The organism is Pantoea sp. MT58 (genome assembly GCF_014495885.1).
Lineage (GTDB): Bacteria > Pseudomonadota > Gammaproteobacteria > Enterobacterales > Enterobacteriaceae > Pantoea > Pantoea eucalypti.
The window spans coordinates 648,604-672,412 of the sequence record NZ_CP061083.1 but is presented as its reverse complement, the minus strand read 5'-3'; the positions used below and the strand labels follow the sequence as shown (position 1 = coordinate 672,412).

At 55.4% G+C, this 23,809-nt stretch carries 23 protein-coding genes; 10 read left to right on the top strand and 13 right to left on the bottom strand.

The features are described from left to right. Positions 1-216: 216 nt before the first annotated feature. Both exbD and exbB read right to left on the bottom strand, forming a co-directional pair. A complete protein-coding gene (gene exbD / locus IAI47_RS03240) occupies positions 217-639 on the bottom strand; it encodes a TonB system transport protein ExbD (RefSeq protein WP_008925727.1) in 423 nt (140 codons plus the stop codon). Between the two features lie 6 nt (positions 640-645). Next, entirely contained in the window at positions 646-1,368 is a 723-nt protein-coding gene (exbB, locus tag IAI47_RS03235; RefSeq protein ID WP_181162245.1) for a tol-pal system-associated acyl-CoA thioesterase, read from the bottom strand. A gap of 350 nt (positions 1,369-1,718) precedes the next feature. Here exbB and IAI47_RS03230 point away from each other — a divergent pair, with 350 nt between their 5' ends. The 5 genes from IAI47_RS03230 to IAI47_RS03210 all read left to right on the top strand — a co-directional run bounded on the left by IAI47_RS03230 (position 1,719) and on the right by IAI47_RS03210 (position 6,707). Further along, the gene (locus tag IAI47_RS03230; RefSeq protein ID WP_008925729.1) at positions 1,719-2,690 is read left to right on the top strand and encodes a TRAP transporter substrate-binding protein; all 972 of its coding nucleotides are present in this window, start codon (positions 1,719-1,721) and stop codon (positions 2,688-2,690) included. Positions 2,691-2,739: 49 nt separating this feature from the next. Next, positions 2,740-3,246 carry a TRAP transporter small permease gene (locus IAI47_RS03225; RefSeq protein WP_008925730.1) on the top strand — a complete coding sequence of 169 codons (507 nt, stop codon included), beginning with the start codon at positions 2,740-2,742 and terminating at the stop codon, positions 3,244-3,246. A gap of 13 nt (positions 3,247-3,259) precedes the next feature. Continuing rightward, positions 3,260-4,546 (top strand): TRAP transporter large permease, encoded by a 1,287-nt coding sequence (locus tag IAI47_RS03220; RefSeq protein ID WP_003848476.1) that lies wholly within the window; start codon positions 3,260-3,262, stop codon positions 4,544-4,546. A 133-nt stretch (positions 4,547-4,679) separates the two neighbouring features. Beyond that, a complete protein-coding gene (gene metC, locus IAI47_RS03215; RefSeq protein WP_003848474.1) occupies positions 4,680-5,870 on the top strand; it encodes a cystathionine beta-lyase in 1,191 nt (396 codons plus the stop codon). Between the two features lie 174 nt (positions 5,871-6,044). Beyond that, positions 6,045-6,707, top strand: a complete 663-nt coding sequence (locus IAI47_RS03210) for a DedA family protein (protein WP_003848472.1) — start codon at positions 6,045-6,047, stop codon at positions 6,705-6,707. Positions 6,708-6,757: 50 nt separating this feature from the next. On the opposite strand, the gene IAI47_RS03205 is transcribed toward IAI47_RS03210, so the two are convergent. Beyond that, entirely contained in the window at positions 6,758-7,666 is a 909-nt protein-coding gene (locus IAI47_RS03205) for an AraC family transcriptional regulator (protein WP_008925731.1), read from the bottom strand. Between the two features lie 204 nt (positions 7,667-7,870). Here IAI47_RS03205 and dkgA point away from each other — a divergent pair, with 204 nt between their 5' ends. Next, entirely contained in the window at positions 7,871-8,695 is an 825-nt protein-coding gene (dkgA, locus tag IAI47_RS03200) for a 2,5-didehydrogluconate reductase DkgA (RefSeq protein ID WP_008925732.1), read from the top strand. Positions 8,696-8,794: 99 nt separating this feature from the next. Here the strand turns inward: dkgA and ftsP are convergent, their stop codons facing one another. The 4 genes from ftsP to IAI47_RS03180 form a co-directional block, all read right to left on the bottom strand. After that, the gene (gene ftsP / locus IAI47_RS03195; protein WP_003848467.1) at positions 8,795-10,225 is read right to left on the bottom strand and encodes a cell division protein FtsP; all 1,431 of its coding nucleotides are present in this window, start codon (positions 10,223-10,225) and stop codon (positions 8,795-8,797) included. A 141-nt stretch (positions 10,226-10,366) separates the two neighbouring features. Next, positions 10,367-11,104 carry a 1-acylglycerol-3-phosphate O-acyltransferase gene (locus IAI47_RS03190; protein ID WP_003848465.1) on the bottom strand — a complete coding sequence of 246 codons (738 nt, stop codon included), beginning with the start codon at positions 11,102-11,104 and terminating at the stop codon, positions 10,367-10,369. Between the two features lie 45 nt (positions 11,105-11,149). Further along, positions 11,150-13,423 (bottom strand): DNA topoisomerase IV subunit A, encoded by a 2,274-nt coding sequence (gene parC, locus IAI47_RS03185; protein WP_008925733.1) that lies wholly within the window; start codon positions 13,421-13,423, stop codon positions 11,150-11,152. A 189-nt stretch (positions 13,424-13,612) separates the two neighbouring features. Beyond that, positions 13,613-14,377, bottom strand: a complete 765-nt coding sequence (locus IAI47_RS03180; RefSeq protein WP_050540841.1) for a transporter substrate-binding domain-containing protein — start codon at positions 14,375-14,377, stop codon at positions 13,613-13,615. A gap of 167 nt (positions 14,378-14,544) precedes the next feature. Between IAI47_RS03180 and IAI47_RS03175 the strand changes: the two genes are divergently transcribed. Further along, positions 14,545-15,126 carry an NAD(P)H-dependent oxidoreductase gene (locus IAI47_RS03175; RefSeq protein WP_003848461.1) on the top strand — a complete coding sequence of 194 codons (582 nt, stop codon included), beginning with the start codon at positions 14,545-14,547 and terminating at the stop codon, positions 15,124-15,126. A gap of 47 nt (positions 15,127-15,173) precedes the next feature. Next, complete coding sequence (locus IAI47_RS03170) at positions 15,174-15,482, top strand: putative quinol monooxygenase (protein WP_003848459.1); 309 nt, start codon at positions 15,174-15,176, stop codon at positions 15,480-15,482. 380 nt (positions 15,483-15,862) lie between these two features. Here IAI47_RS03170 and IAI47_RS03165 read toward each other — a convergent pair whose 3' ends face one another. From IAI47_RS03165 to nudF, 6 genes are all read right to left on the bottom strand, one after another. Continuing rightward, on the bottom strand, positions 15,863-16,762 hold the full coding sequence (locus IAI47_RS03165) for a LysR substrate-binding domain-containing protein (RefSeq protein ID WP_003848458.1): 900 nt from the start codon (positions 16,760-16,762) through the stop codon (positions 15,863-15,865). 94 nt (positions 16,763-16,856) lie between these two features. After that, positions 16,857-18,752, bottom strand: a complete 1,896-nt coding sequence (gene parE, locus IAI47_RS03160; protein WP_003848457.1) for a DNA topoisomerase IV subunit B — start codon at positions 18,750-18,752, stop codon at positions 16,857-16,859. Positions 18,753-18,800: 48 nt separating this feature from the next. Further along, on the bottom strand, positions 18,801-19,382 hold the full coding sequence (gene yqiA, locus IAI47_RS03155; RefSeq protein ID WP_003848456.1) for an esterase YqiA: 582 nt from the start codon (positions 19,380-19,382) through the stop codon (positions 18,801-18,803). A gap of 3 nt (positions 19,383-19,385) precedes the next feature. Further along, positions 19,386-20,213: a 3',5'-cyclic-AMP phosphodiesterase gene (cpdA, locus tag IAI47_RS03150; RefSeq protein ID WP_003848455.1), complete on the bottom strand. Its 828-nt coding sequence runs from the start codon at positions 20,211-20,213 to the stop codon at positions 19,386-19,388. Between the two features lie 42 nt (positions 20,214-20,255). Next, entirely contained in the window at positions 20,256-20,681 is a 426-nt protein-coding gene (locus IAI47_RS03145) for a DUF1249 family protein (protein WP_008925735.1), read from the bottom strand. Further along, positions 20,678-21,313, bottom strand: a complete 636-nt coding sequence (gene nudF / locus IAI47_RS03140) for an ADP-ribose diphosphatase (RefSeq protein WP_033743135.1) — start codon at positions 21,311-21,313, stop codon at positions 20,678-20,680. Before nudF ends, IAI47_RS03145 begins: the two co-directional genes overlap by 4 nt. 213 nt (positions 21,314-21,526) lie before the next feature. On the opposite strand from nudF, the gene tolC reads away from it, so the two are divergent. Together tolC and IAI47_RS03130 are read left to right on the top strand one after the other, a co-directional pair. Continuing rightward, positions 21,527-22,993, top strand: coding sequence for an outer membrane channel protein TolC (gene tolC / locus IAI47_RS03135; protein WP_003848452.1), 1,467 nt, complete (start codon positions 21,527-21,529; stop codon positions 22,991-22,993). Between the two features lie 142 nt (positions 22,994-23,135). After that, entirely contained in the window at positions 23,136-23,807 is a 672-nt protein-coding gene (locus tag IAI47_RS03130) for a DUF1190 family protein (RefSeq protein WP_003848451.1), read from the top strand. The last annotated feature ends 2 nt before the right edge of the window (positions 23,808-23,809 follow it).

Sequence of the window (23,809 nt, the reverse complement as noted above, 5' to 3'; positions counted from 1 at the left end):
TAGCCGTTTTAGCCTGACTGAAGCGGGATTAATGTGACGTGAGTCACCATTGCAATTTACAAATCTATGTACATAAGTAACAACAAATTAACAATCCGAATCAGGCAGCATAAGTGATCGGCTTGAGCACTGCTTGACCCGATTTTATGTGGTCAGAGAGCCAGCATAAAAAAAGGCGACCTCAATAGTCGCCTTCTAAGGATGCCCGATAATTCGCTATTTCTTCACGGTTTCCATGCCCATCAGCCCGATTTTCAGATAGCCCGCCGTGCGCAGTTTATCCATGACGCTCATCAGGGTTTCATAATCCACCGACTTGTCCGCCTGGAAGAAAATCGTCGTCTCTTTGTTGCCCTGCGTCTGGCTGGTCAGCACGTTCACCAGCGAGTCAGGCGTAACCTGATCGTTACCGACGTAGAGCTGCTTATCCGCTTTAATAGACAAATAAACTGGCTTCTCCGGGCGCGGCTGCGGCGCGCTGGTTGAGGCGGGCAGATTGACGCGCACGTCGACCGTCGCCAGTGGCGCGGCTACCATAAAGATGATCAGCAGAACCAGCATGACGTCGATAAACGGCGTCACGTTAATCTCATGCATTTCACCGTCGGTTTGCAGATCGTCGTTTAATCGCATGGCCATAACAGCTTACCCTAAGCGCAGTTTCTGGGCGGTCGCGGGACGTGGAACCTCTTTGGCCACAGTGCCCAGGTCGATGTCACGACTCTGCAACAGCATCACCTGAGCGGCAACATCACCCAGCGAGGCTTTGTAGTTAGCGATCATGCGGGCAAAGACGTTGTAAATCACCACCGCCGGAATCGCAGCGACCAGACCCACCGCCGTTGCCAGCAGCGCTTCGGCGATACCCGGTGCCACCACCGCAAGGTTCGTCGTCTGGGTTTTCGCAATACCGATAAAGCTGTTCATGATGCCCCAGACAGTGCCGAACAGACCAATAAACGGGGCGACAGAGCCGATGGTTGCCAGGAAGCCATTGCCCCGGCCTGCATGGCGGCTGAAAGCAGCCACGCGGCGCTCAAGGCGGAAACTGGTGCGATCTTTAATGCCGTTGGTATCTTCCACACCTGCCGACAATTCGAGTTCATTCTGCGCATCGTTCAGCAGCACGACGCTGTGGCTGTGACCGGTAAACGACTGAGCAATGCGGGCGGCGTCATTAAGACTACGGGCTTCGCCCAGCGCCAGTTGCTCACGCTTCAGGCGGCGCTTAGCGGCGCTGAGTTCAGCATATTTGCCGAAAAAGATTGCCCATGTCACGACCGATGCCAACAACAGGCCAATCATGACGACCTTTACCACGATATCGGCATGTTGATACATGCCCCAAACGGAGAGGTCCGTTTGCATCAAATCACTGGCTACCACGCTGCTTCTCCAACTTCTGATTCAGGGATGCGAAACAAGCGCGAATAATAGCAAAATGGCGGCGAATTGATAGTAGTTCTCATTAGTATTTACAAACCCAACCCTGGTCACAGACCTCGCTTTGACCAGCTTTGCACACTTTCCGTCAGGGACGTTTCGAAAATGTGAAGCTGCATGAAAATTTATTAAAACAACGTTTCAAAATGTGACGCCATTCATTCAATCAACATTACTGCATTTTACTCAGACGCATTTTCACTATGCTGGCTCCACACGGCACTCTGCGGTTAGCCCAGACTCCAGGCCGTCCTACCTCTGCGGGAGACAAAATAATGAGACTGACAAAAACATGCCTGGCCAGTGCCCTGGCGGCAATCATGATAAGTTCCACCGCCACGGCACAGGTGATTAAAGTCGCTGAAGTGCAGCCAGCCGGCTATCCCACTGTGGTTGCCCTGCAACACATGGGCGACAAACTCAAACAGGCCACTGATGGACGGCTGGAGATGAAGATCTACGCCGGTGGCGTGCTGGGTGATGAAGACCAGACGCTGCAACAGGTGCAGCTGGGCGCCATCGATATGATCCGCGTCTCACTGGCTCCGGTCACGTCTATCGCCCCGGAAACCAGCGTGCTGACCCTGCCCTACGTTTTTCGCGACATCGACCACATGCATAAAGTGCTGGATGGTGAGATAGGCAGCGAGATTGCCAGCAAGTTTGATAAGGATCCCAACGCCCGCATGGTCTTCCTGGGCTGGACGGATGCCGGTGAGCGCAACATGATCACCAAGAAGCCGCTGGCAAAACCCGACGATCTTAAAGGTATGAAGATCCGGGTGCAGAACAGCGCCATTTCACTGGCGACGCTGAAAGCGATGGGCGCAAATCCGGTGGCAATGGGCGTCAGCGAAGTCTTTAGTGCGATGCAGACCGGCGTGGTCGATGGCACCGAGAACAACCCACCTACCTTTGTCGCCCACAACTACATGCCGGTCGCGAAGTACTACACCCTCACCGGCCACTTTATTCAGCCAGAGATGATTCTGTTTTCGAAACGCGCCTGGGATCGCCTGAAACCCGACGATCAGACACTGCTGAAAAAGCTCGGCAAAGAGGCACAGGATGAAGAGCGTCAGCTCTGGGCGACCTACACCGAACAGTCGATCGCCAAAATGAAGTCCGGTGGCGTGACCTTCCAGCAGACCGACCGCGACTACTTCGTTAAGGCTACCCAGCCGGTGCGCGATCAATTCGGCGGCAAATATCAGGATCTGATGACCCGAATCGCCGACGTGAAATAACCCTTCCCGCGCCACACTGCCGTGTGGCGTGCTTAATCAGGTATTAATTATGTCTGCTTATACGCGTCTGATGGATGGGCTTTATCTGCTGTGCATGCTGGTGGCCGCCGTGGCGCTGTTGATCATGGTGACGGTCATTCCTGTTGGCATCTTCGCCCGTTACGTGATGAACGGCGCACTCTCCTGGCCAGAACCGGTCGCCATTATCTGCATGATCATATTCACTTTTATCGGCGCGCCGGTCGGCTTTCGTGCCGGAACACATATCTGCGTGTCAATGGTCACCGATCGTCTGTCACCTGCCCGCCAGCGCCTGATGCTGCGGGTCTGCGATCTGCTGATGATCCTCACCTGCCTGGTGATCTTCCAGGCCAGTTACAGCCTGTGTGAAGCGATGTGGGTGCAGACGCTCGCCTCACTGCCGGCGGTGACCTACGGCGAAATGTATCTGCCGATCCCGATTGGCGCGATCTTCACCCTGCTGTTTGTTGTTGAGCGATTGCTGACCGGCGATCAAAGTCAGCGACCCATTGTCACACTGGGCGGCACCCACTAATCCGGAGCAGAAGATGGATGCATTAATCTTGATAGGCAGTTTGCTGGTGTTGCTGTTGGTGGGGTTTCCGGTCGCGTTTGCGGTCGGCCTGAGCGCTTTTATCGGCGCCTGGTGGATCGATCTGCCCCTGGAAGCGGTGGTGATTCAGATAACTAATGGCATTAACAAATTTTCGCTGCTGACCATCCCGTTCTTTATTCTTGCGGGTGCGATCATGGCGGAGGGTGGGATTGCCCGGCGGCTGGTCAATTTCGCCTATATCTTTGTCGGCTTTATTCGCGGTGGCCTCTCACTGGTTAACATCGTCGCGTCGACCTTCTTTGGTGCCATCTCCGGATCGTCAGTCGCGGACACCGCTTCGATTGGTTCGGTGATGATCCCGCAGATGGAGGAGAAAGGCTATCCGCGTGATTTTGCCGCTGCGGTAACGGCCAGCGGCTCCGTTCAGGCCGTGCTGACGCCACCCAGTCACAACTCGGTGATTTACTCGCTGGCAACCGGCGGCATGGTCACCATCTCTTCGCTGTTTGTCGCAGGTATCCTGCCGGGACTGATGCTGGGAGGCTGCCTGATGGTGATGTGCCTGGGGTTCGCACGCAAACGCGGCTATCCCAAAGGCGAGCGCATTCCGTTTCGTCAGGCGCTGAAGATTTTCTTTGACGCGTTCTGGGGCCTGTTTACCGTGGTCATCATCATGGGTGGGATTCTCTCCGGTATTTTCACCGCCTCAGAGTCCGCGGCGATCGCCTGTATCTGGGCCTTTTTCGTCACCATGTTTATCTATCGCGACTTTAAATGGAATCAGCTGCATATCCTGCTGTTTCGTACCATTAAAACCGTCACCATCGTGATGGTGCTGATCGCTTTCGCCGCCGGGTTTGGTGCGGTGATGACGTTCATGCAACTGCCGACGATGATCACCGAAGCCTTTACCAGCCTCTCTGATAATAAATATGTGATTCTGATGTGCATCAACATCCTGCTGCTGGTGGTGGGCACGCTGATGGATATGGCGCCGCTGATTCTGATTCTCACGCCCGTATTGCTGCCGGTGGCGACCTCACTGGGCATTGATCCGGTGCACTTCGGCATGATCATGCTGACCAATCTCGGCATCGGACTGATTACGCCGCCGGTCGGCACAGTACTGTTTGTCGCCAGCGCGGTAAGTAAACAGAAGATTGAGCAGGTGGTCGGGGCGATGCTACCGTTCTACGGCATGCTGTTTATCGTTCTGATGCTGATTACCTATATTCCCGCCATTTCGCTCTGGTTACCGCGCCTGATGGGCGTGATGTAACGCAAAGAAAAACGGCCCGTGAGCGGGCCGTTTTTTTTCCTGCGATGCACTCTGATAATCACCATTGAGTCTCAACCCTGCTGGCTGTTTCGTGGTAACGTGAGAGCTTAGTCCGAAGCGGTAAAGGCGACTCATGACCACCAGAAAAATTGATACCACGCTCGTCAATGCAGGACGCAGCAAGCGTTATACCCAGGGCTCGGTGAACAGCGTGATTCAACGGGCCTCCTCACTGGTTTTTGATACCGTCGCGGAGAAAAAACGCGCCACCGCCGGTCGGGCAAAAGGTGAACTCTTTTATGGCCGTCGTGGCACCCTGACGCACTTTGCGCTGCAGGATGCGATGACCGAGCTGGAAGGCGGCGCAGGCTGCGTGCTCTACCCTTGCGGCGCGGCTGCCGTGGCCAATGCGATTCTGGCATTTGTTGAAGCGGGTGACCACGTGCTGATGAGTGGCGCGGTCTATGAACCGACGCAGGACTTCTGTACGAAAATTCTGGCTAAGCTGCAGGTTTCTACGGGCTGGTTCGATCACTGCATCGGCAGCGAAATCGGTGAACTGGTTCAGTCGAATACCCGGGTTGTTTTCCTGGAATCTCCCGCGTCTATCACCATGGAAGTTCAGGATATTCCAGCGATTGTGGCGGCTGTACGCGCCAAAGCGCCCGAGGCGATCATCATGATCGACAACACCTGGGCGGCCGGTATTCTGTTTAATGCGCTGGCGCACGGTATCGATATTTCCATTCAGGCCGGCACCAAATATCTGATTGGTCACAGCGATGCGATGATTGGTACCGCAGTCGCTAATGCGCGCTGCATCGACCAGCTGCGCGAGAACTCCTATCTTATGGGCCAGATGGCCGATGCCGATACCGCTTACATGGCAAGCCGGGGTCTGCGCACGCTGGGTACCCGTCTGCGCCAGCATGAAGAGAGCGCAATTCAGGTGGCAGAGTGGCTGGCGGCGCGTCCCGAAGTGGCGCGGGTGAATCACCCGGCGCTGGCGCAAAGCAAAGGTCATGAATTCTGGAAGCGCGATTTTAACGGTAGCAGCGGCCTGTTCTCATTTATCCTGCAGGAAAAATTAGACGCACCCCAGCTGGCGGAATATCTCGATCACTTCCATCATTTCAGCATGGCTTACTCCTGGGGCGGCTATGAATCGCTGATCCTGGCGAATCAGCCGGAAGAGCTGGCAGAGATTCGTCCGGCGGGCGGTGTGGATTTCACCGGCACGCTGGTGCGGTTGCATATTGGCCTGGAGCATGTTGATGACCTGCTGGCTGACCTGGAAGCCGGTTTTTCGCGCCTGACGCGCTGAGTCGCTCAACAGAAAGTAAACAGAAGATAAACCGGGTCGCGGTGGCCCGCAGTGTTTGCCGGGCAGCGGCTCATTTGTTGTTAAAATTTATCCCGCATCGTTCAGATTGTTGGTGAGTTCACTGTACTGTCTGAACGCAGACGGATTGTTCCTTGTGACGTGATGGAATCGCTAATGGGTGTTTTACACGAGATTGTCCAGGCGCTCTGGCATCAGGATTTTGCCGCACTGGCAAATCCGGATGTGGTATGGGTAGTGTATGGCGTGATGTTTCTGACGCTGTTTCTGGAAAATGGTCTGTTACCCGCCTCTTTCCTGCCGGGAGACAGTCTGCTGTTGCTGGCAGGCGCGATGGTGGCTAAAGGGGTGATGGATTTTGTACCGACCATGGTGATCCTGACGACAGCTGCCAGCCTCGGCTGCTGGCTGAGCTATTTGCAGGGTCGCTGGCTGGGCAATACCCGACTGGTTAAGAGCTGGCTGATGCATCTGCCCGCGCAGTATCACCAGCGCGCCTGGAATATGTTTAACCGTCACGGTCTGATGGCGCTGCTGGTCGGCCGCTTCCTCGCGTTTATCCGCACCATCCTGCCTACCATGGCGGGCATTGCGGGCTTACAGAACAGTCGTTTTCAGCTGTTTAACTGGCTCAGCGGTCTGCTGTGGGTCGGCATTGTGGTGACCTTTGGCTATGGCATCAGCCAGGTGCCGTTCATCAAGCGTCATGAAGATCAGGTGATGGCGATTCTGATGATACTGCCGATGGTGTTGCTGGTGCTCGGTCTGTTCGGCAGCATTCTGGTGATCTGGAAACAGCGTCGCCAGAAACGCGCCTGACGTGCCCACAGCCTCGGGATCCGCCGCCTCCGGGCGGCCGGATCGGCGACCTACAAAGATGAATCCGTCACCGTCTGCCTGACACGATTAACCTCTTCCCCCGGCGTCACGCCAAAATAACGTTTAAATTCCCGCGAGAACTGCGAAGGACTTTCATAGCCAACCCGCACCGCCGCCGCACTCGCTTTCAGTCCATCGTGCAGCATCAGCAATCGCGCCTGATGCAGGCGATAGCGCTTGAGATACTGTAGTGGCGAGGTTTGCGTTACCGCTTTGAAGTTATGGTGAAAGGCTGAAACGCTCATGTTCACTTCTGCCGCCAGCGCATCGACGCTGAGGTTTTCCGCATAGTGATTTTCAATCCGCCGGAGGGCGCGCGCGATCAGGCTGAACTGCGTCTGTCGGCTCACCAGTGAGAGCAGTGCGCCGCCAATCGGGCCGGTCAGCACATAGTAGATAATTTCCCGCACGATGTGCGGCCCCAGCACCCGCGCATCGCGCGGCTGGGTCATCACATCCAGCAGTCGCTCAGCGGCACACAGCATCGGCTCCGTCAGCCAGGCCGAGTGAATGCCCGAGGTCTGTGGCTGCGGCTGAAACTGATCGTCATCACCAATTTCAATCAGCAGATCCTGCAGACTGGCGGTATCGACGTTGAGGCACAGCCCGGCAATGGGTATCTCCGGCGAAGCCCAGGTTTCGCACTCCACCGGCAGCGGCACGGTGAGCATCAGATACTTGCTGGCGTCATACTGAAACACGGTGCTGCCGAGATAACCGGTTTTGCTGCCCTGAAACAGGATCACAATGCCGGGCTGATACATCATCGGCGTACGCGGACGATATTGATTCGCATAAATCAGCGACACATTTTCGACCGGACAGAGACGGTCGTGACCGTGGGTCATTAACGTGACGACCTGCTGTGCCAGCCGGTGACACAGTGCATCGTGCGCCATAGCGACTCCTTTTTCGGACAAAAAGCCAGTTTGCCGTGCGAATGCCTGAATCGCCAGCAGCCAGGAGAATCAGGCAATAAATTTACCGAATCGGGCATAAGACCAGGCGTGCTGTTATCGACTGAGCTAAGCAGGCTGAGAATTGTTGGCTAGACTTAAGCACAGTGAAATCTCACGGATTAACCGCAACGGAAAGGAGCAACTATGGCAGACCAACCCATTATCAAACTGCGCGATGGCAATATGATGCCGCAACTGGGACTCGGCGTATGGCAGGCCAGCATTGAAGATGCACGTCATGCGGTGCTGAAAGCGCTTGAGGTCGGCTATCGTTCCATCGATACTGCCGCCGCCTATAAAAATGAAGAGGCGATTGGCCAGGCGCTCCAGGAAACCGACGTGCCGCGCGAAGAGATTTTCGTGACCACCAAACTGTGGAACGACGATCAGCAGAACGTTCAGCAGGCGATGGAAACCAGCCTGGAGAAACTGAAACTGGATCAGGTCGATCTCTATCTGATGCACTGGCCGTGCCCGGAAAAAGACAACTACGTTGATGCCTGGAAGAAGATGATCGAACTGCAGCAGCAGGGACTGACCAAAAGCATCGGCGTCTGTAACTTCCATGAAGCGCACCTGAAGCGCCTGCTGGATGAAACCGGTGTGACGCCAGTCGTAAACCAGATTGAGCTGCACCCGATGCTTCAGCAGCGTACGCTGCATGCGTGGAACGCGCTGCATCAGATCCAGACCGAATCCTGGAGTCCGCTGGCTCAGGGCGGCGAAGGGGTCTTCGATCAGGAGATCATTAAGTCGCTGGCGAAGAAATACAGCAAGACACCTGCGCAGATCGTGATCCGCTGGCATCTGGATAGCGGCCTGGTGGTGATTCCGAAGTCGGTGACGCCAGCGCGTATCGAAGAGAACTTTAAGGTGTTCGACTTCCGTCTTGATAAGCATGAAGTGAGTGATATTGCGAAACTGGACAGCGGCAATCGTCTGGGTCCGGATCCGGAGACGTTTAACTAAGGGGATGCGTCGCCCGGTGATGCGTACACGCTGCCCTGGAACTGCAGAGTAGCGTGTAATTAACGCGGTCAGGCCGGTCTTTCCAGCCTGACCGCGCTGTTATGAAGTGGGCTGCACCTCAAGCTGCCCCGCCGTACCCCGATCGGCCAGTTCCAGCGTCTGGCTGTAATAGACGAACGGGAAATGATCGGATGAGCTTTGCGGGAAGGTGACCATCAGCTCCACGCTGCCATCCACCCACACCGTATCTTTCCAGCCACGATCTTCGCCCATCGGCTGTGCCCCATTCACGCTTTTAATCAGGAACATCACGCCCTGAATATGCAGTGACTGTGGCCGGTCAGCGTGCAGGATCCAGCGCTCAAAAGTGCCCTGCTGCGCGGTCGTGTCAATGCGGTTCATATCCCAGAGCGCGCCATTAATGCCCGGCATGCTGTCGCCAATGCGGAATTCGCGTGTGCGAACCGCCACACCATCCAGAATCTGATCGGCTAAAAGCCGCATCGGCAGATTATCTGTCACCAGCGGCAGTAAGCCGGTGGGTCGCAGCGTCAGGATCAGGGTAGAAGTAAGAATAGAGGATGGCTCAAAGAAACCGCGCAACCTGTCCATGATGCCCGCCGCCGTACCCGCCGTTATCGACACTTCATCACCCTGCGACATATCTATCAGCACTTCGCGGCGTTCGCCCGGTGCCAGTGACAGACGCTGCACCGCCACCGGTGCAGGCAGATAGCCCTGATCGCTGGCGATGACCATAAACGGACGGTTGTCGCTTAGCACCATCTCATAACGTCGCGCATTTGAGGCGTTCAGCAAGCGCAGACGTACCCAGCCACGTGACACCTCGACAAAGGGATTACGTACGCCATTCACCAGCAGAGTGTCACCCAGGAAGCCGCCATCCTGTGGCGGGTCATAGACTGGCGTGGCGAAGTTATCGAGCCGTTTGTCCTGAATGATAATCGGGAAGTCATCGACACCGTAATGCTTCGGCAGCGGCAGCTGTTTGCCGATATCATCTTCTACCAGCCACATGCCCGCCAGACCATTATAAATGTGCGGAGCCATGCGGTTTGGGGTATTAGCGTGATACCAGCAGGTTGCAGCCGCCTGACGAATCGGCAGCACCGGCGACCAGTCCACACCGGCCGACATCATACGTGGCGCACCGCCCATTAACGCCCCTGGCAGCTGCAAACCGCTGACCGTCATGGAGACTGACTCATTCAGCCGATTGCTGTAGATCAGCTTAACGTCATCGCCGCTGTAAACCCGAACGGTCGGCCCCAGATAGAGGCCATTAATGCCCCATACCGGCACTTTGTTATTGTCACCATTAAAGGACCAGTGGCTGCGCTGCATCGTCAGAAACAGCGGCTGGCCACGACGGGATTCCAGTAACGGCGGAATGGGCAGTGGCGTATCGCCATTAGCTGGAGAAGCGGCGCGCGCCGCATGAGGTAGTACACTGGCGCTAAGCGCCGCTCCGGCAGAAAGCTGGATGAACTGACGTCTGCTGAAAGACATAAAACTTCTGACCCTTTACGCGTGGCGCTGAGCGCCGACCCTGTTTTTATTGATCTGTTTTGCTGTGCTGCGTTCACGACGAGCCGGTAAAGGCTCGCCGGGTTGCATCCCTGCAGATGAGTTCGGCGAGTGATTCGCCGGTCAGATTTTTCCGTTTTTTTCGCGTTCGGCGACTTCGGCGTTCAACTCTTCCAGCTTTGCCGCCATCTGTTCGCGACAGTGGGTTGCCAGCTTACGTACCGACGACGACTCGAAAGCTTTAACATCAACCGGTGGCAGCATTTCAACGATGACCAGTCCATTGTTCCAGCGGTTAAGATTGATCTTGCCGTGTGTGTTCGAGACCACAATCGGGATGATCGGCACACCGGCCGCCACGGCAGCGTGGAAGGCACCCGTTTTAAACGGCAGCAAGCCACGACCACGACTGCGCGTCCCTTCCGGGAACATCCAGATCGAGATGCGCTTGCTGTTGAACTGATCCACCAGCTCACCGATGGTGCCGCGCGCTTTAGCCCGGTCATCGCGATCAATCAGCAGATTACCGGTCAGCCAGTAGAGCAGGCCAAAAAACGGCACCCACAGCAGGCTCTTCTTGCCCACGGTGACCGTATAGGGCTGCACCATTTTAGCCGCAGTGACCATGTCGTAGTTGTTCTGGTGGTTGGCGATGTAGATCGCATTACCATAATTCTCTGCGCCTTCCGGTCTGCGCAACTCTACTTTCAGGCCAAACACCGTCGACAATTTGCCGAACAGACGACCAAACGTCGCGACGTGGCGCGGATCGCGGGGTGAAAAAAGACACCAGATACAGCCAAAAATACAGATTAAAATCGAATAAATGATGACGATAATGGCACGCAGAATCAGTAACATAGTTCCCTCATTGAGCCGCGGCTGACGCAGGGTCAGCCGGGTAGTTTACGCTTCGCTATCCGGGCTCGCCGGACGCGCAGGCGCATCCAGTTCAACACGATCAATTTTTTGCAGGCCGCGCGGTAACAGCGTGCCGCGACGTCCGCGATCGGCGCGGAATTTCTGGAGTTCTTCACTTCGCAGCAGCATTTTACGCTTGCCCACGTGCAGCGTGATAGCGCTGCCCGGCGGCAGAATCATCAGCCAGGCCAGTTTATCCTGACCGGCAGCCGCTTCCGCTGACGGAATCGAGATGATTTTATTGCCCTTGCCTTTCGACATTTGCGGCAGTTCGCCAACCGGGAACATCAGCATCCGTCCCGCCTGTGTAATCGCCAGTAGCATGTCATCTTCATGATGGACGGCCATCGGCGTCATCACGCGGGCATTTTCCGGCAGCGCCAGCAGCGCTTTACCGGCGCGGTTACGTGATACCAGATCGCTGAAAGTACAGATAAAGCCGTAGCCTGCATCAGAAGCCATCAGCAGACGCTGGTCATCCGGCTCCATCAGCACCTGTTCAACGACGGCACCCGGCGGTGGCGTCAGCTTGCCGGTCAGCGGCTCGCCCTGACCGCGCGCGGAAGGCAGTGATGTCGGATCCAGCGTGTAGCTGCGGCCGGTGGAGTCGATAAAGGCCACCGGCTGATTGCTCTTGCCGCGTGCCGCAGCCAGATAGCTGTCGCCCGCTTTGTAGCTCAGTCCGGCCGGATCGATATCGTGACCTTTGGCGCTGCGCACCCAGCCCATCTGCGACAGCACAATGGTGACCGGTTCAGACGGCACCAGCTCGGTTTCGCTCAGCGCTTTGGCTTCTTCACGCTCACGCAGTGGTGAACGGCGATCGTCGCCGTAACTGGCGCTATCAGCCTGTAACTCTTTTTTCAGCAGGGTGTTCATCTTGCGTTCAGAGGCCAGCGTGGCCTGCAGCTGATCGCGCTCTTTTTCCAGATCCGCCTGCTCGGCACGGATCTTCACCTCTTCGAGCTTCGCCAGGTGACGCAACTTCAGTTCGAGGATCGATTCGGCCTGGGTTTCGCTGATGCCAAAACGTGACATCAGAACCGGCTTCGGCTCATCCTCAGTACGGATGATGTCGATGACTTCATCAATGTTCAGGAACGCAACCAGCAATCCTTCCAGGATATGCAGGCGGCGCAGCACGCGATCCAGTCGGTAATTAAGACGACGCTTGACCGTGTCGCGGCGGAACACCAGCCACTCGGTCAGGATCTCATGCAGGTTTTTCACCGCCGGGCGGTTATCCAGCCCGATCATGTTGAGGTTAACGCGGTAGCTTTTCTCAAGATCGGTGGTGGCGAACAGATGGTTCATTATCTGATCGAGATCGACACGATTGGAGCGTGGCACGATCACCAGACGGGTCGGGTTCTCATGGTCAGACTCATCACGCAGATCCTCAACCATTGGCAGCTTTTTATTGCGCATCTGGTTAGCAATCTGTTCCAGCACGCGTGCGCCGGAGACCTGATGCGGCAGCGCGGTAATGACCGCCTCACCCTCTTCCTTTTTCCATACCGCACGCTGGCGAATAGAGCCGCGACCGGTCTGATACATTTTACGGATCTCGTCACGCGGCGTAATGATCTCCGCCTCGGTCGGGTAATCCGGTCCCTGAACGATATCCAGCAGCGCTTCCAGCGTCGTTTTTGGTGCGTCAATCAGCGCAATGGCGGCCTGAGCGACTTCGCGCAGATTATGCGGCGGAATATCGGTCGCCATACCGACGGCAATGCCGGTAGTGCCATTGAGCAGGATATTAGGCAGACGCGCCGGCAGAATTTTTGGCTCCTGCAGCGTGCCGTCAAAGTTCGGCTGAAATTCCACCGTTCCCTGGCCTAGCTCACCTAACAGCAGCTCGGCATATTTTGACAGGCGTGATTCGGTGTAACGCATGGCTGCAAACGACTTGGGATCATCCGGTGCACCCCAGTTACCCTGTCCATCGACCAGCGTATAACGGTAAGAGAACGGCTGCGCCATTAATACCATCGCTTCATAACAGGCGCTGTCGCCATGCGGATGGTATTTACCCAGCACATCACCCACGGTGCGCGCGGATTTTTTAAATTTGGCGCTGGCATTGAGACCCAGTTCCGACATGGCGTAGATAATGCGTCGCTGTACAGGCTTCAGCCCGTCACCGATATAAGGCAACGCGCGGTCCATGATGACGTACATCGAATATTTTAAATACGCATCCTCGGTAAAGGTATGCAGGGCAAGACGCTCTGCACCATCCTGCGTCAGTTCACTCATGAATTTCTCATCCTCACATCGTGGCCCACAACGGCGGGACACCCGGCGGTGGTTTGGCGAGGATAGTACCTTATTCGCCAGTGTTAGTCACAGGGGAAGCGCGGGACAGCAGGCGTCACTCAGCGCGATTTCAGCCGACGGAAGTACCTGATTCTCGCGCCAGGTGCATGGACTCTCAGCGCGAGTGCGTCAGGGCTTTGCGCCCATCCACTGGCGGGCAATATCACGATATTCGCCGGTGGCGGTGCTGAGATGCACCCACTGGTCGACATAGAGCTTCCAGCTGATATCGTCACGCGGAATCATATAAGCCTTCTCGCCATACTGTAGCGGTTTGTCGGGATTGATCGCACAGAGCGTCGGGTAATGCTGCTGCTGAAAACGCGCTTCAGAGGCATCGGTAATCATCACATCCGCCTTTTTATCCACCAGTTGCTGGAAGATGGTGACGTTATCGTGGAACAGCGTCAGTGAGGCTTTCGGCAGATGGCTGTGTACAAAGGCTTCGTTGGTGCCGCCAGCCGGTTCAATCAGCCGCACGTCAGGCCGGTTTAGTTGCTCAATGGTCTGGAAGCGGTCTTTATCCGTGCAGCGCACCAGCGGGATTTTTCCATCCACATCCAGCGGCCGGGCGAACCAGGCGGTCTGCTGACGTTTCAGCGTGACGGAGACGCCGCCGACGGCGATATCACACTGTTTTGCCAGAAAGTCAGGCATCAGGGTTTTCCAGGTGGTCGGCACCCACTCCACTTTCGCGCCGAGCGACGTCGCCAGTGCGTTCGCCATGCTGATATCCAGCCCTTCATACTGACCATCCGGGCGAAGAAAGCTGTAAGGCTTGTAATCCCCGGTGGTGCAGACCCTGAGCGTTTTAGAACTGAGAATGGTGTCGAGATGAGATTGTGCCTGGACCGCACTGCTGGCCAGCAGTAAAGAGAAAACGATTTTTTTCATTTTGATGTTTTCTTGACTGTTTTCATAGTGAGTTTGCCCAACGATGGTGCCATAAACCGGCGTATTGTTGCTGCCACAGCAAAAGTGTTGTGATCTACCTCCCATTTTTCCGGGAATGGCGCACGTGTAAGCTAGGCGCCATATTCAGAAAACGAGGCAACCTGTGCATGAGCAAGATTTTAATTATTGATGGCGGCAAAACGTTTGCCCACTCTAAAGGTGAACTGAACCACACCCTGACCGATGTTGCAGCCAGTCAGCTGCGTGATATGGGCCATGAAGTGTCAGTGACCGTGGCCGACAGCAACTACGTGATTGCCGATGAAGTGCAGAAATATGTCGACAGCGATGTCGTGATTTATCAGATGCCGGGCTGGTGGATGGGCGAACCCTGGACCGTGAAGCGTTACATTGATGAGGTCTTTACCGAAGGTCACGGCTCGCTCTACGCCAGCGATGGCCGAACCCGTTCTGATGCGGCGAAGAAGTACGGTTCCGGCGGTCTGCTGCAGGGCAAAAAATATATGCTGTCACTGACGTGGAATGCGCCGCTACAGGCTTTTACTGACCCGGAGCAGTTCTTTGAAGGTGTTGGCGTCGATGGTCTCTATCTGCACTTCCACAAAGCCAACCAGTTCCTGGGAATGGAAGCGCTGCCGACCTTTATCTGCAACGATGTGATCAAAGCACCGGACGTGCCGCGTGATATTGCCGCTTATCGGACCCATCTTAGCCGCGTTTTTGCGTAAGATGATGAGGGGCTACCCCTATTTTCCCACGAAAGAGGAATTCACGAATGTTAACCGTCGTTGCTGAAATTTGTGTTAAACCCGGTCGCCGTCAGGCCGTGCTGGATGCGGTGAAAAAGCTGATCCCGCTGGTGTTAGAAGAAGATGGCTGCCATCAGTATGACGCGTTGCTGGACCATCAGGCGCAGGTGCCGTGGAAGCAGAACTCGCCGGACTCCATTTTCATGTTAGAGCAGTGGGAAAGCCTGCGCCATCTTGAGCAGCATCAGCAGATGCCGCACATGGATGCGCATCGCAGCATCATTAAAGATGATGTGGTGGATGTGAAGATTCTGGTGCTGGAACCCAGCGCCTGATTAGTGCTGAAGGCTTTACTGCGGTTGTGTAGCTGGGGTTAAGGCTGGGGATAAATTCCGGCCACCGTCGCTGTGAGATCGAGCTGGCACAGGGATCAGGGTCAGATCGGAAAAACGCAAAAGCCGTCATCCATGACATGCCCGGCCCGCGCGATTACGCACCTCATCCCTGAGGTGCGCCCGTTACCGGGCCAACGCGTTGCGTTGTTCAAAAACGCTCCCGGCGTTTTTGTCCCATGGCGCGGGACGCTTTCCTCCTCTGCCCGTGTTTCCTGCGCATTGGGCTTATTTACTGCGGTCAGATGTGCCCGAATGCGAAATTGTCATCTATCTGAACCTCTGTCCTGCGACAGAGGTTTTTTTGTTTCTGGCAGACCGGCTTACAGCAGTTGCCGCCGATCAATCTCACTGCGAAGAAAATCCAGAAAGCAGCCGATGCGCGAAGAGAGCGTGGTGTTTCGGTAATAAACCGCATGCACCGGCAGGCGCAGATCGCGGGTTTCCGCGGAGAGTACAGGCACCAGCCGGCCAGTGGCGCAATCTTCCCGGCTGAAAAAGTCGGAGATACGCGCAATGCCCTGTCCCGCCAGCGCCAGCTGCCGGATGGTTTCGCCACTGGAAGCTGAGATAGTCGGCTTAATACGCATGAAATCACCATCAGGCTGCAGGACCGGCCAGACGTTGAGGGATTCAGGATGACTAAAGCCAATTTTTTGATGCTGTGCGAGATCGGCCACGCTTTGTGGCGTGCCCGCTTTTGCCAGATAGGCCGGACTGGCCATCAGCTGAATCGCACTGCTGCCGAGCAGCCGTGCATGTAATGTAGAGTCACGCAGTTCACCGATACGAATAGCAATGTCCGTCTGCTGCTCCAGCAAATCGATCATAATATCGTCGGTATTCAGCTCAAGCTGGATCAGCGGATAACGGGCGCGGAAATCGTCTACCAGCGGCACAATCACATGCAGCATGAAGGGTGTGGCAGCGTTCACCCGAAGCCGTCCTGACGGCATCTCGCGCCGCAGGGCAATCTGCTCTTCGGCCTGCTCAACGGAGGCCAGGATCTGGCGCGCATGCTCCAGAAAAACCTGACCCTCTTCGGTCAGCGCCAGCCGTCGGGTAGTGCGATGCAACAGCGTGGTCTGCAGCTTGCTCTCCAGCCGGGAGAGTGCCCGGCTGATGCCTGAACTGGTCTGCGCCAGCTGGGATGCCGCCGCAGTAATGGAACCACTGTCTACCACCGCCACCCAGGCACGTAGCTCTTCCAGGGTAATTTTCACAAGATTGCTGTCTCTGCTCTCTAAATCAGCCAGGTTCGATGAAGGTGTACAGGTGCAAGCATAAACAAAACAGGACGCTTTCGCGTCCTGTCTTTTACACGTCGATATCGGCCGTGTCGCCTTTTTCCTGCAACCAGTTGCGCCGGTCTTCGGAACGTTTTTTCGCCAGCAGCATATCCATCATGCGTATCGTCTGATCGACATCCTCTTCGCTGATAGTCAGCTGTACCAGGCGGCGGGTATTCGGATCCAGCGTGGTTTCACGCAACTGCAGTGGGTTCATCTCACCCAACCCTTTAAAGCGCTGAACGTTAGGTTTACCCTTTTTGCGTTTCAGCTGCTCCAGCACGCCCTCTTTCTCATCTTCATCCAGCGCATAGTAGACCTCTTTACCGAGATCAATACGGTAAAGCGGCGGCATGGCCACATAGACGTGACCATTGCTGACCAGTGAGCGGAAATGTTTGACGAACAGCGCACAGAGTAGCGTGGCAATATGCAGACCATCTGAGTCCGCATCCGCCAGAATGCAGATTTTGCCGTAACGCAGCTGCGAAAGATCTTCGCTGTCAGGATCAATGCCGATCGCCACAGAAATATCATGGACTTCCTGCGATGCCAGCACCTCATCGGACGAGACTTCCCAGGTATTCAGGATCTTGCCCTTGAGCGGCATGATCGCCTGATATTCACGATCGCGCGCCTGCTTGGCCGATCCGCCTGCCGAATCCCCTTCGACAAGGAACAATTCCGTTTTATTCAGATCCTGTGCGGTGCAGTCCGCCAGTTTGCCCGGCAGCGCCGGACCGCTGGTGAGCTTTTTACGCACCACTTTTTTGGCTGCCCGCATACGCCGCTGGGCGCTGGAGATCGCCAGCTCAGCCAGCTGTTCTGCCGTCTGAATGTTCTGGTTCAGCCACAGGCTGAAGGCATCTTTGACGACGCCAGAGACAAAGGCTGCGCACTGACGTGAAGAGAGACGCTCTTTGGTCTGCCCGGCAAACTGAGGATCCTGCATTTTGACCGACAGCACATAGGCACAGCGATCCCAGATATCTTCCGCTGAGAGTTTGACGCCACGCGGCAGGATATTGCGGTATTCGCAGAACTCGCGCATCGCATCCAGCAGTCCCTGACGCAGACCGTTAACGTGTGTCCCGCCCTGCATCGTCGGGATGAGGTTAACGTAGCTTTCCGTTAACAGCTCACCGCCTTCCGGCAGCCATAACAGCGCCCAGTCCACCGCCTCCACATCGCCGGCAAAACTGCCGACAAAGGGTTTTTCCGGCAGCGTCGGTAAGCCATTCACCGCTTCGCACAGGTAGTCCGTCAGGCCATCTTCGTAGCACCAGGTCTGTTCGGTATTGTTCAGTTTGTCTTTAAAGACAATCTCAACGCCAGGACAGAGCACCGCTTTGGCTTTCAGCAGATGGGATAAGCGTGATACCGAGAAGCGTGGGCTGTCGAAGAAGCTTTCATCAGGCCAGAAATGGACGCGCGTACCGGTGTTGCGTTTCGCCACCGTGCCGGTAACCGTGAGATCCTGAACTTTGTCACCATTTTCAAACGCCATGTCATAGATTTCGCCATTACGGCGCACCGTGACTTCGACGCGTTTTGACAGGGCGTTAACCACAGAAATGCCGACGCCGTGCAGACCGCCCGAGAACTGATAGTTTTTATTGGAGAACTTGCCGCCCGCATGCAGACGACACAGGATCAGCTCGACAGCAGGTACGCCCTCTTCCGGGTGAATATCCACCGGCATGCCGCGCCCATCATCAATAACTTCCAGCGACTGGTCAGCGTGCAGAATCACTTCAACCCGCTTCGCGTGGCCGCCCAGCGCCTCATCGACGCTGTTATCAATCACTTCCTGACCCAAATGGTTGGGCCGCGTCGTATCGGTATACATGCCCGGACGACGGCGAACAGGCTCAAGGCCAGTCAGGACCTCAATGGCATCCGCGTTATAGTTTGATTGACTCATCGTAAATGTCTGATTAGAAGGGTGAAATTGGTGCGATTTCCGCATTACTCAGGGATGATTCAGACCAAGAAAGTCCAGAATCTGCGGGAAATGGCGCTCGAATCCAGTAAATGCATGATTTCCGCCCTCTTCTACCGTGTGACGGCACGCGCTGTAATAGTCGAGTGCCTGTCGGTAATCGAGAACTTCATCGCCGGTCTGTTGCAGCAGCCAGAGTAAATCGGGCGCTTCCAGCGGTTCAATCTGCATTACTTTGAGATCGTAAATGTGGCGTGACTCTAACACATATTGCTGGCCCGTGTAGGGATTCTGATTTTCGCCAAGGAAATCCACCAGCAGTTCAAAAGGGCGTACTGCGGGATTGACGACAACAGCCGGCAGCATAAAACATTGGGACAGCCAGGTAGCGTAATAACCGCCCAGCGACGATCCTACCACGCCCAGGGTTTCGCCACTGCGGCTCAGCACCAGGTCTTCCAGCACTGCCGCCGCATCAGCGGGAAAGGTCGGCAGCTGTGGCACGATCATGTCGATCTCCGGGTGCTGCATCGCTAACCATTGCCGGAACTGAGTCGCCTTCGCGGACTGCGGCGAACTGTTAAAACCGTGCAGATAGAGCAGTGCTGCCACGCGTCAGTATCCTTCGGAGTCTAAATCGGGACGAAAAGCGTCGGTGTCAAGCCGGTTCACTTCGGTCTCAAGGCCGCCATCCGGATGCAGTGTAAACCAGCGCCAGCCGGGAGCCACGGTGTCAATCGCAAAACTGGTACAGTGCGGTTTGAACTGGACACAGGTAGAGGGCGTCGCCAGCACCCGACGGCCATGCCATTCCATATCCAGCTCCTGGTGAATATGGCCACAGACCAGCGTCCGGGCTAACGGATAGCGCTGTAACACGGCATCAAGCTGATGCGAATTGCGCAGGCTGTGCTGATCGAGCCAGGTGCAGCCAGAGGCCAGCGGATGGTGATGCAGCATAACCAGCGTATGCCGTTGCGGAAAGCGGGCCAGCGCGTTGTCGAGCCACTCCAGCTGATAGTCGCTCAGCATTCCATGCGGAACACCGTAGACCTGGCTGTCGAGCAACACAATCTGCCACTGCTCACCCACCAGCACCTGCTTATGGGCATTGATGTGCGCTGCCGCCAGTGTATCCACCATTGCGGGCTGAAAATCGTGATTACCGGGTAGCCAGACGCAGGGCCGCGGCAAGCGAGAGATGCCCTCAGCAAAATGCTGATAGGCTTCGATAGAGTGATCCTGGGCGAGATCGCCCGTGGCGATGATCAGATCATAGTCGCGATGTTGCGCAATAATCGCATCCAGCACGGCGTCGTAGCTCGACCAGGTGTTCACCCCAAGCAACGATTCATGTTTTCCCGCGAACAGGTGGGTATCCGTGATTTGCAAAATCCTGATTTCGGAACCGTTCGCTGCAGGAAGAGTTAGCAGGCTATCCAAAGCGTTTCCTTCGTCTCCACGCCATTTACTGCATTATACGCATCAGCAGACCGGAACCGCCATCGCGCCATGTGCCAGGCAGTAACGCAGCCAGTCTGCGAGAAACTGGTTTATCTGATGTTTTTCATCGCGCTGATGCAATTTTTTATTAGGATAATCATAGCGCGCTTTGAACCGATAGATCTGTTGAGTTGAACACACTTCGGCGACCATCGCATCGTGATAGAGCCTGACCGACATCGAGGGCAGACTCCAGTAACTCACGGCAGGTGCGACCTGGCGGATCTCCACCAGCGTGGTGTAGCGTGTCGACTCCTGAATCGTCAGTTGATAACGGGCGCCACTCACCTGATAGATCACCGATTCTCCCGCCTCATCGTTACGCGGCAGCAGGCGGCGTAACTGGGCGAAATTGGTTTCGCAGAGCCGCATCATTTCGGGAAAGTCAGGGGTATAGCGCTGTTTCATTTTTGTATCCACTCTTCGCGTAGTTTTTCATGGTGCAACGCCAGCCATTGCAAGGCGATGACAGACGCCGCATTATCAATTATCCCCTCTTCCACCCAGCGGTACGCCTGTTCGCGGCTCACCACATGGACAAGAATATCCTCATTCTCTTCCTCCAGACCATGGCATCCCTCTGCATGGCTGGCATCCACTTCCCCAATCAGCACCGACAAACGTTCGCTGGTGCCGCCAGGGCTGGCCAGATAGCTAAGCATGGGCTTAACACGACCGACGTCCAATCCTGCTTCTTCAACAGCTTCACGGCGCACAACCTGCTCGACTGATTCACCGGGTTCGATAATACCGGCGACCATCTCCAGCAGCCAGGGTGAAGCACTGCTGTCATAAGCCGGGATGCGGATCTGTTCAATCAGCACCACTTCATCGCGTAAGGGATCATAAGGTAGCAGCACGGCAGCATGTCCGCGCTCAAAAACTTCGCGTTGCACTTCTCCACTCATTTCGCCATTAAACTGGCGGTGGCGGAAGCGGTATCGCTCAACGGAAAAAAAACCTTTGTAGAGTGTTTCTCGTGCAATAATTTCTACATCGTTTTTTGTGAAAGTCACAGGGGATTTTTTTTCTTCCGGCATCATCAGGTTCCTTGTGCAGATTGGGGTGGAGCGAAAAAAGCCTGTAACCGTGCTCCATGTAAGTAGTTCTTTCTGAAATATTTACGTAGATTAGAGATAGAAGGCACTTTCAGCCAACTTATCTCACAGTTGCCCTCTGCTAGAATCGGCGATAATTTTTTGGCTTACCCGGCAGCGCACCCACTGCAATTTGCTGCAACAAAAGGAATGCAAATGAAAAAACTGCTCCCATTTTTTATTGGGCTTAGCCTGGGCGGTTTCAGCTTCGCCAGCCAGGCCGAAGACCTGCTTCAGGTTTACCAGCAAGCACGTCTGAGCAACCCGGATCTGCGCAGCGCCGCTGCCGATCGTGATTCTGCTTTTGAGAAAATCAACGAAGCGCGTAGCCCATTATTACCTCAGCTCGGACTGGGTGCAGACTACGCCTATAATAACGGTTATCGCGACAGTAGTGGTCTTCATTCCAACACGACCAGCGGCTCTCTGAATTTAACCCAGACTATTTTCGACATGTCGAAATGGCGCGCGCTGACTCTGCAGGAAAAGACCGCCGGTATTCAGGATGTGACCTATCAGGTGGCGCAGCAGGATCTGATTCTGAACACCGCAACAGCCTACTTCAACGTGCTGAAAGCGATTGATACCCTTTCTTACACTGAAGCGCAGAAACAGTCTATCTACCGCGAGCTGGATCAGACCACCCAGCGTTTTAACGTTGGCCTGGTTGCCATCACTGATGTTCAGAACGCTCGTGCGCAGTATGACAGCGTGCTGGCCAATGAAGTGACCGCGCGTAACAATCTTGATAACAACGTAGAAACGCTGCGTCAGATTACCGGCATGGACTATATGTCGCTGGCTTCGCTGAGCATTGATCGTTTCAGAACCGATAAGCCCGAAGCGGTGAGTGCGCTGCTTAAGCAGGCAGAAAGCCGTAACCTGTCACTGCTCTCTGCGCGTCTGAATCAGGATCTGGCGCGTGAGCAGATTCGCTCAGCGGAAACCGGCCATATGCCGACGCTGGATCTGACCGCCTCCACCGGCATGTCAAACAGCAAATATGGCGGCAGCCGTGCAAACCAGAGCCAGGGTTCTACCGATTCAATTACCGGTTCAAACCAGGTTGGCCTGAGTTTCTCACTGCCACTGTATAGCGGCGGCAGCGTTACCTCTCAGGTGAAACAGGCGCAATACAATTTTGTCAGCGCCAGCGAACAGCTGGAAAGCGCTCACCGCACAGCAGTACAGACGGTACGCTCCTCGTTTAACAACGTGAATGCGTCTATCAGCAGCATCAACGCCTACAAACAGGCAGTCGTCTCTGCGCAAAGCTCACTGGATGCGTCCGAAGCGGGCTATCAGGTGGGTACACGTACCATCGTCGATGTGCTGGATGCAACGACCGTGCTCTACAACGCGAAACAGCAGCTCTCTGATGCGCGTTATAGCTACCTGATTAACCAGCTGAATATCAGCTATGCACTGGGTACGCTCAACGAGCAGAGCCTGCAGAAACTGAACAGCCAGCTGGGTAAAGAGATTCCGACTTCCCCGGAAACGGTGGCGCCGGAAAATGCCCAGCAGACCGCTCGTGTGGATAGCGGTCCGGTGGCAACTGGCTCGTCTGAGGCAGCGCGTCCTGCGGCTCGCCACAGCAGCGGTAATCCTTTCGGTCAATAATCAGTGGACGGGCTGCTTTGCGGCCCGTCTCTCTGTTGAACGTATAACTAAGTAAAGATCCCTGTTGTATCAGGCCTCCAGCTTCAATTTTACCCCCCCTTCCCCTATTCTATGCGCTACCTTTGGGCACAGGATAATCATAATGAAACGCACAAAATCTATTCGCTATGCCGCTTTTCGTAAAAGCTGGCAGGCACGCCACTTGACGCCCGTTGCTATCGCCGTTTCAGCCGTATTTATGCTCGCTGGCTGCGAACAGAACGATGAAACGGTTTCGATGTACCAGAATGCGGATGACTGTTCGAAAGCCAATCCGGGCCAGAGTGCGCAGTGTACTACCGCATTCAATGAGGCTAAAAAAGAGGCTGAACGTACTGCGCCAAAATATGCCACGCGTGAAGATTGTGTCGCTGAATTTGGTGAAAATCAGTGTCAGCAGACACCGGCTCAGGCGGGCGTTGGCACCACCAATGCTGAATCGCAGCAGAGTGGCGGCAGCTTCTGGATGCCACTCATGGCCGGTTACATGATGGGCCGCATGATGGGCGGTGGTTCGGGCTTTGCGCAGCAACCGCTATTCTCACCGAAAAATGCCCGCAGCCCGGCAAACGGCCAGTTTGTTGATGCCTCCGGCCGTAACTATGGTGCTGCCACTTCCGGCAAAACCATGACCGTGCCTAAAACGGCGCTGGCACCGAAACCGGCAACGACCTCCACCATTACCCGTGGTGGCTTTGGTGAAACCGTCGCGAAACAGAACAGCATGCAGCGAAGCAGCGCCAGCGGTACATCCAGCCGCTCAATGGGAGGCTAACG

What these genes read in the sequence shown, in the direction of transcription:
- exbD (WP_008925727.1), bottom strand. Translation starts at nt 639, where the DNA reads ATGGCCATGCGATTAAACGACGATCTGCAAACCGACGGTGAAATGCAT.
- exbB (WP_181162245.1), bottom strand. Translation starts at nt 1,368, where the DNA reads ATGCAAACGGACCTCTCCGTTTGGGGCATGTATCAACATGCCGATATC.
- IAI47_RS03230 (WP_008925729.1), top strand. Translation starts at nt 1,719, where the DNA reads ATGAGACTGACAAAAACATGCCTGGCCAGTGCCCTGGCGGCAATCATG.
- IAI47_RS03225 (WP_008925730.1), top strand. Translation starts at nt 2,740, where the DNA reads ATGTCTGCTTATACGCGTCTGATGGATGGGCTTTATCTGCTGTGCATG.
- IAI47_RS03220 (WP_003848476.1), top strand. Translation starts at nt 3,260, where the DNA reads ATGGATGCATTAATCTTGATAGGCAGTTTGCTGGTGTTGCTGTTGGTG.
- metC (WP_003848474.1), top strand. Translation starts at nt 4,680, where the DNA reads ATGACCACCAGAAAAATTGATACCACGCTCGTCAATGCAGGACGCAGC.
- IAI47_RS03210 (WP_003848472.1), top strand. Translation starts at nt 6,045, where the DNA reads ATGGGTGTTTTACACGAGATTGTCCAGGCGCTCTGGCATCAGGATTTT.
- IAI47_RS03205 (WP_008925731.1), bottom strand. Translation starts at nt 7,666, where the DNA reads ATGGCGCACGATGCACTGTGTCACCGGCTGGCACAGCAGGTCGTCACG.
- dkgA (WP_008925732.1), top strand. Translation starts at nt 7,871, where the DNA reads ATGGCAGACCAACCCATTATCAAACTGCGCGATGGCAATATGATGCCG.
- ftsP (WP_003848467.1), bottom strand. Translation starts at nt 10,225, where the DNA reads ATGTCTTTCAGCAGACGTCAGTTCATCCAGCTTTCTGCCGGAGCGGCG.
- IAI47_RS03190 (WP_003848465.1), bottom strand. Translation starts at nt 11,104, where the DNA reads ATGTTACTGATTCTGCGTGCCATTATCGTCATCATTTATTCGATTTTA.
- parC (WP_008925733.1), bottom strand. Translation starts at nt 13,423, where the DNA reads ATGAGTGAACTGACGCAGGATGGTGCAGAGCGTCTTGCCCTGCATACC.
- IAI47_RS03180 (WP_050540841.1), bottom strand. Translation starts at nt 14,377, where the DNA reads ATGAAAAAAATCGTTTTCTCTTTACTGCTGGCCAGCAGTGCGGTCCAG.
- IAI47_RS03175 (WP_003848461.1), top strand. Translation starts at nt 14,545, where the DNA reads ATGAGCAAGATTTTAATTATTGATGGCGGCAAAACGTTTGCCCACTCT.
- IAI47_RS03170 (WP_003848459.1), top strand. Translation starts at nt 15,174, where the DNA reads ATGTTAACCGTCGTTGCTGAAATTTGTGTTAAACCCGGTCGCCGTCAG.
- parE (WP_003848457.1), bottom strand. Translation starts at nt 18,752, where the DNA reads ATGAGTCAATCAAACTATAACGCGGATGCCATTGAGGTCCTGACTGGC.
- IAI47_RS03145 (WP_008925735.1), bottom strand. Translation starts at nt 20,681, where the DNA reads ATGAAACAGCGCTATACCCCTGACTTTCCCGAAATGATGCGGCTCTGC.
- nudF (WP_033743135.1), bottom strand. Translation starts at nt 21,313, where the DNA reads ATGCCGGAAGAAAAAAAATCCCCTGTGACTTTCACAAAAAACGATGTA.
- tolC (WP_003848452.1), top strand. Translation starts at nt 21,527, where the DNA reads ATGAAAAAACTGCTCCCATTTTTTATTGGGCTTAGCCTGGGCGGTTTC.
- IAI47_RS03130 (WP_003848451.1), top strand. Translation starts at nt 23,136, where the DNA reads ATGAAACGCACAAAATCTATTCGCTATGCCGCTTTTCGTAAAAGCTGG.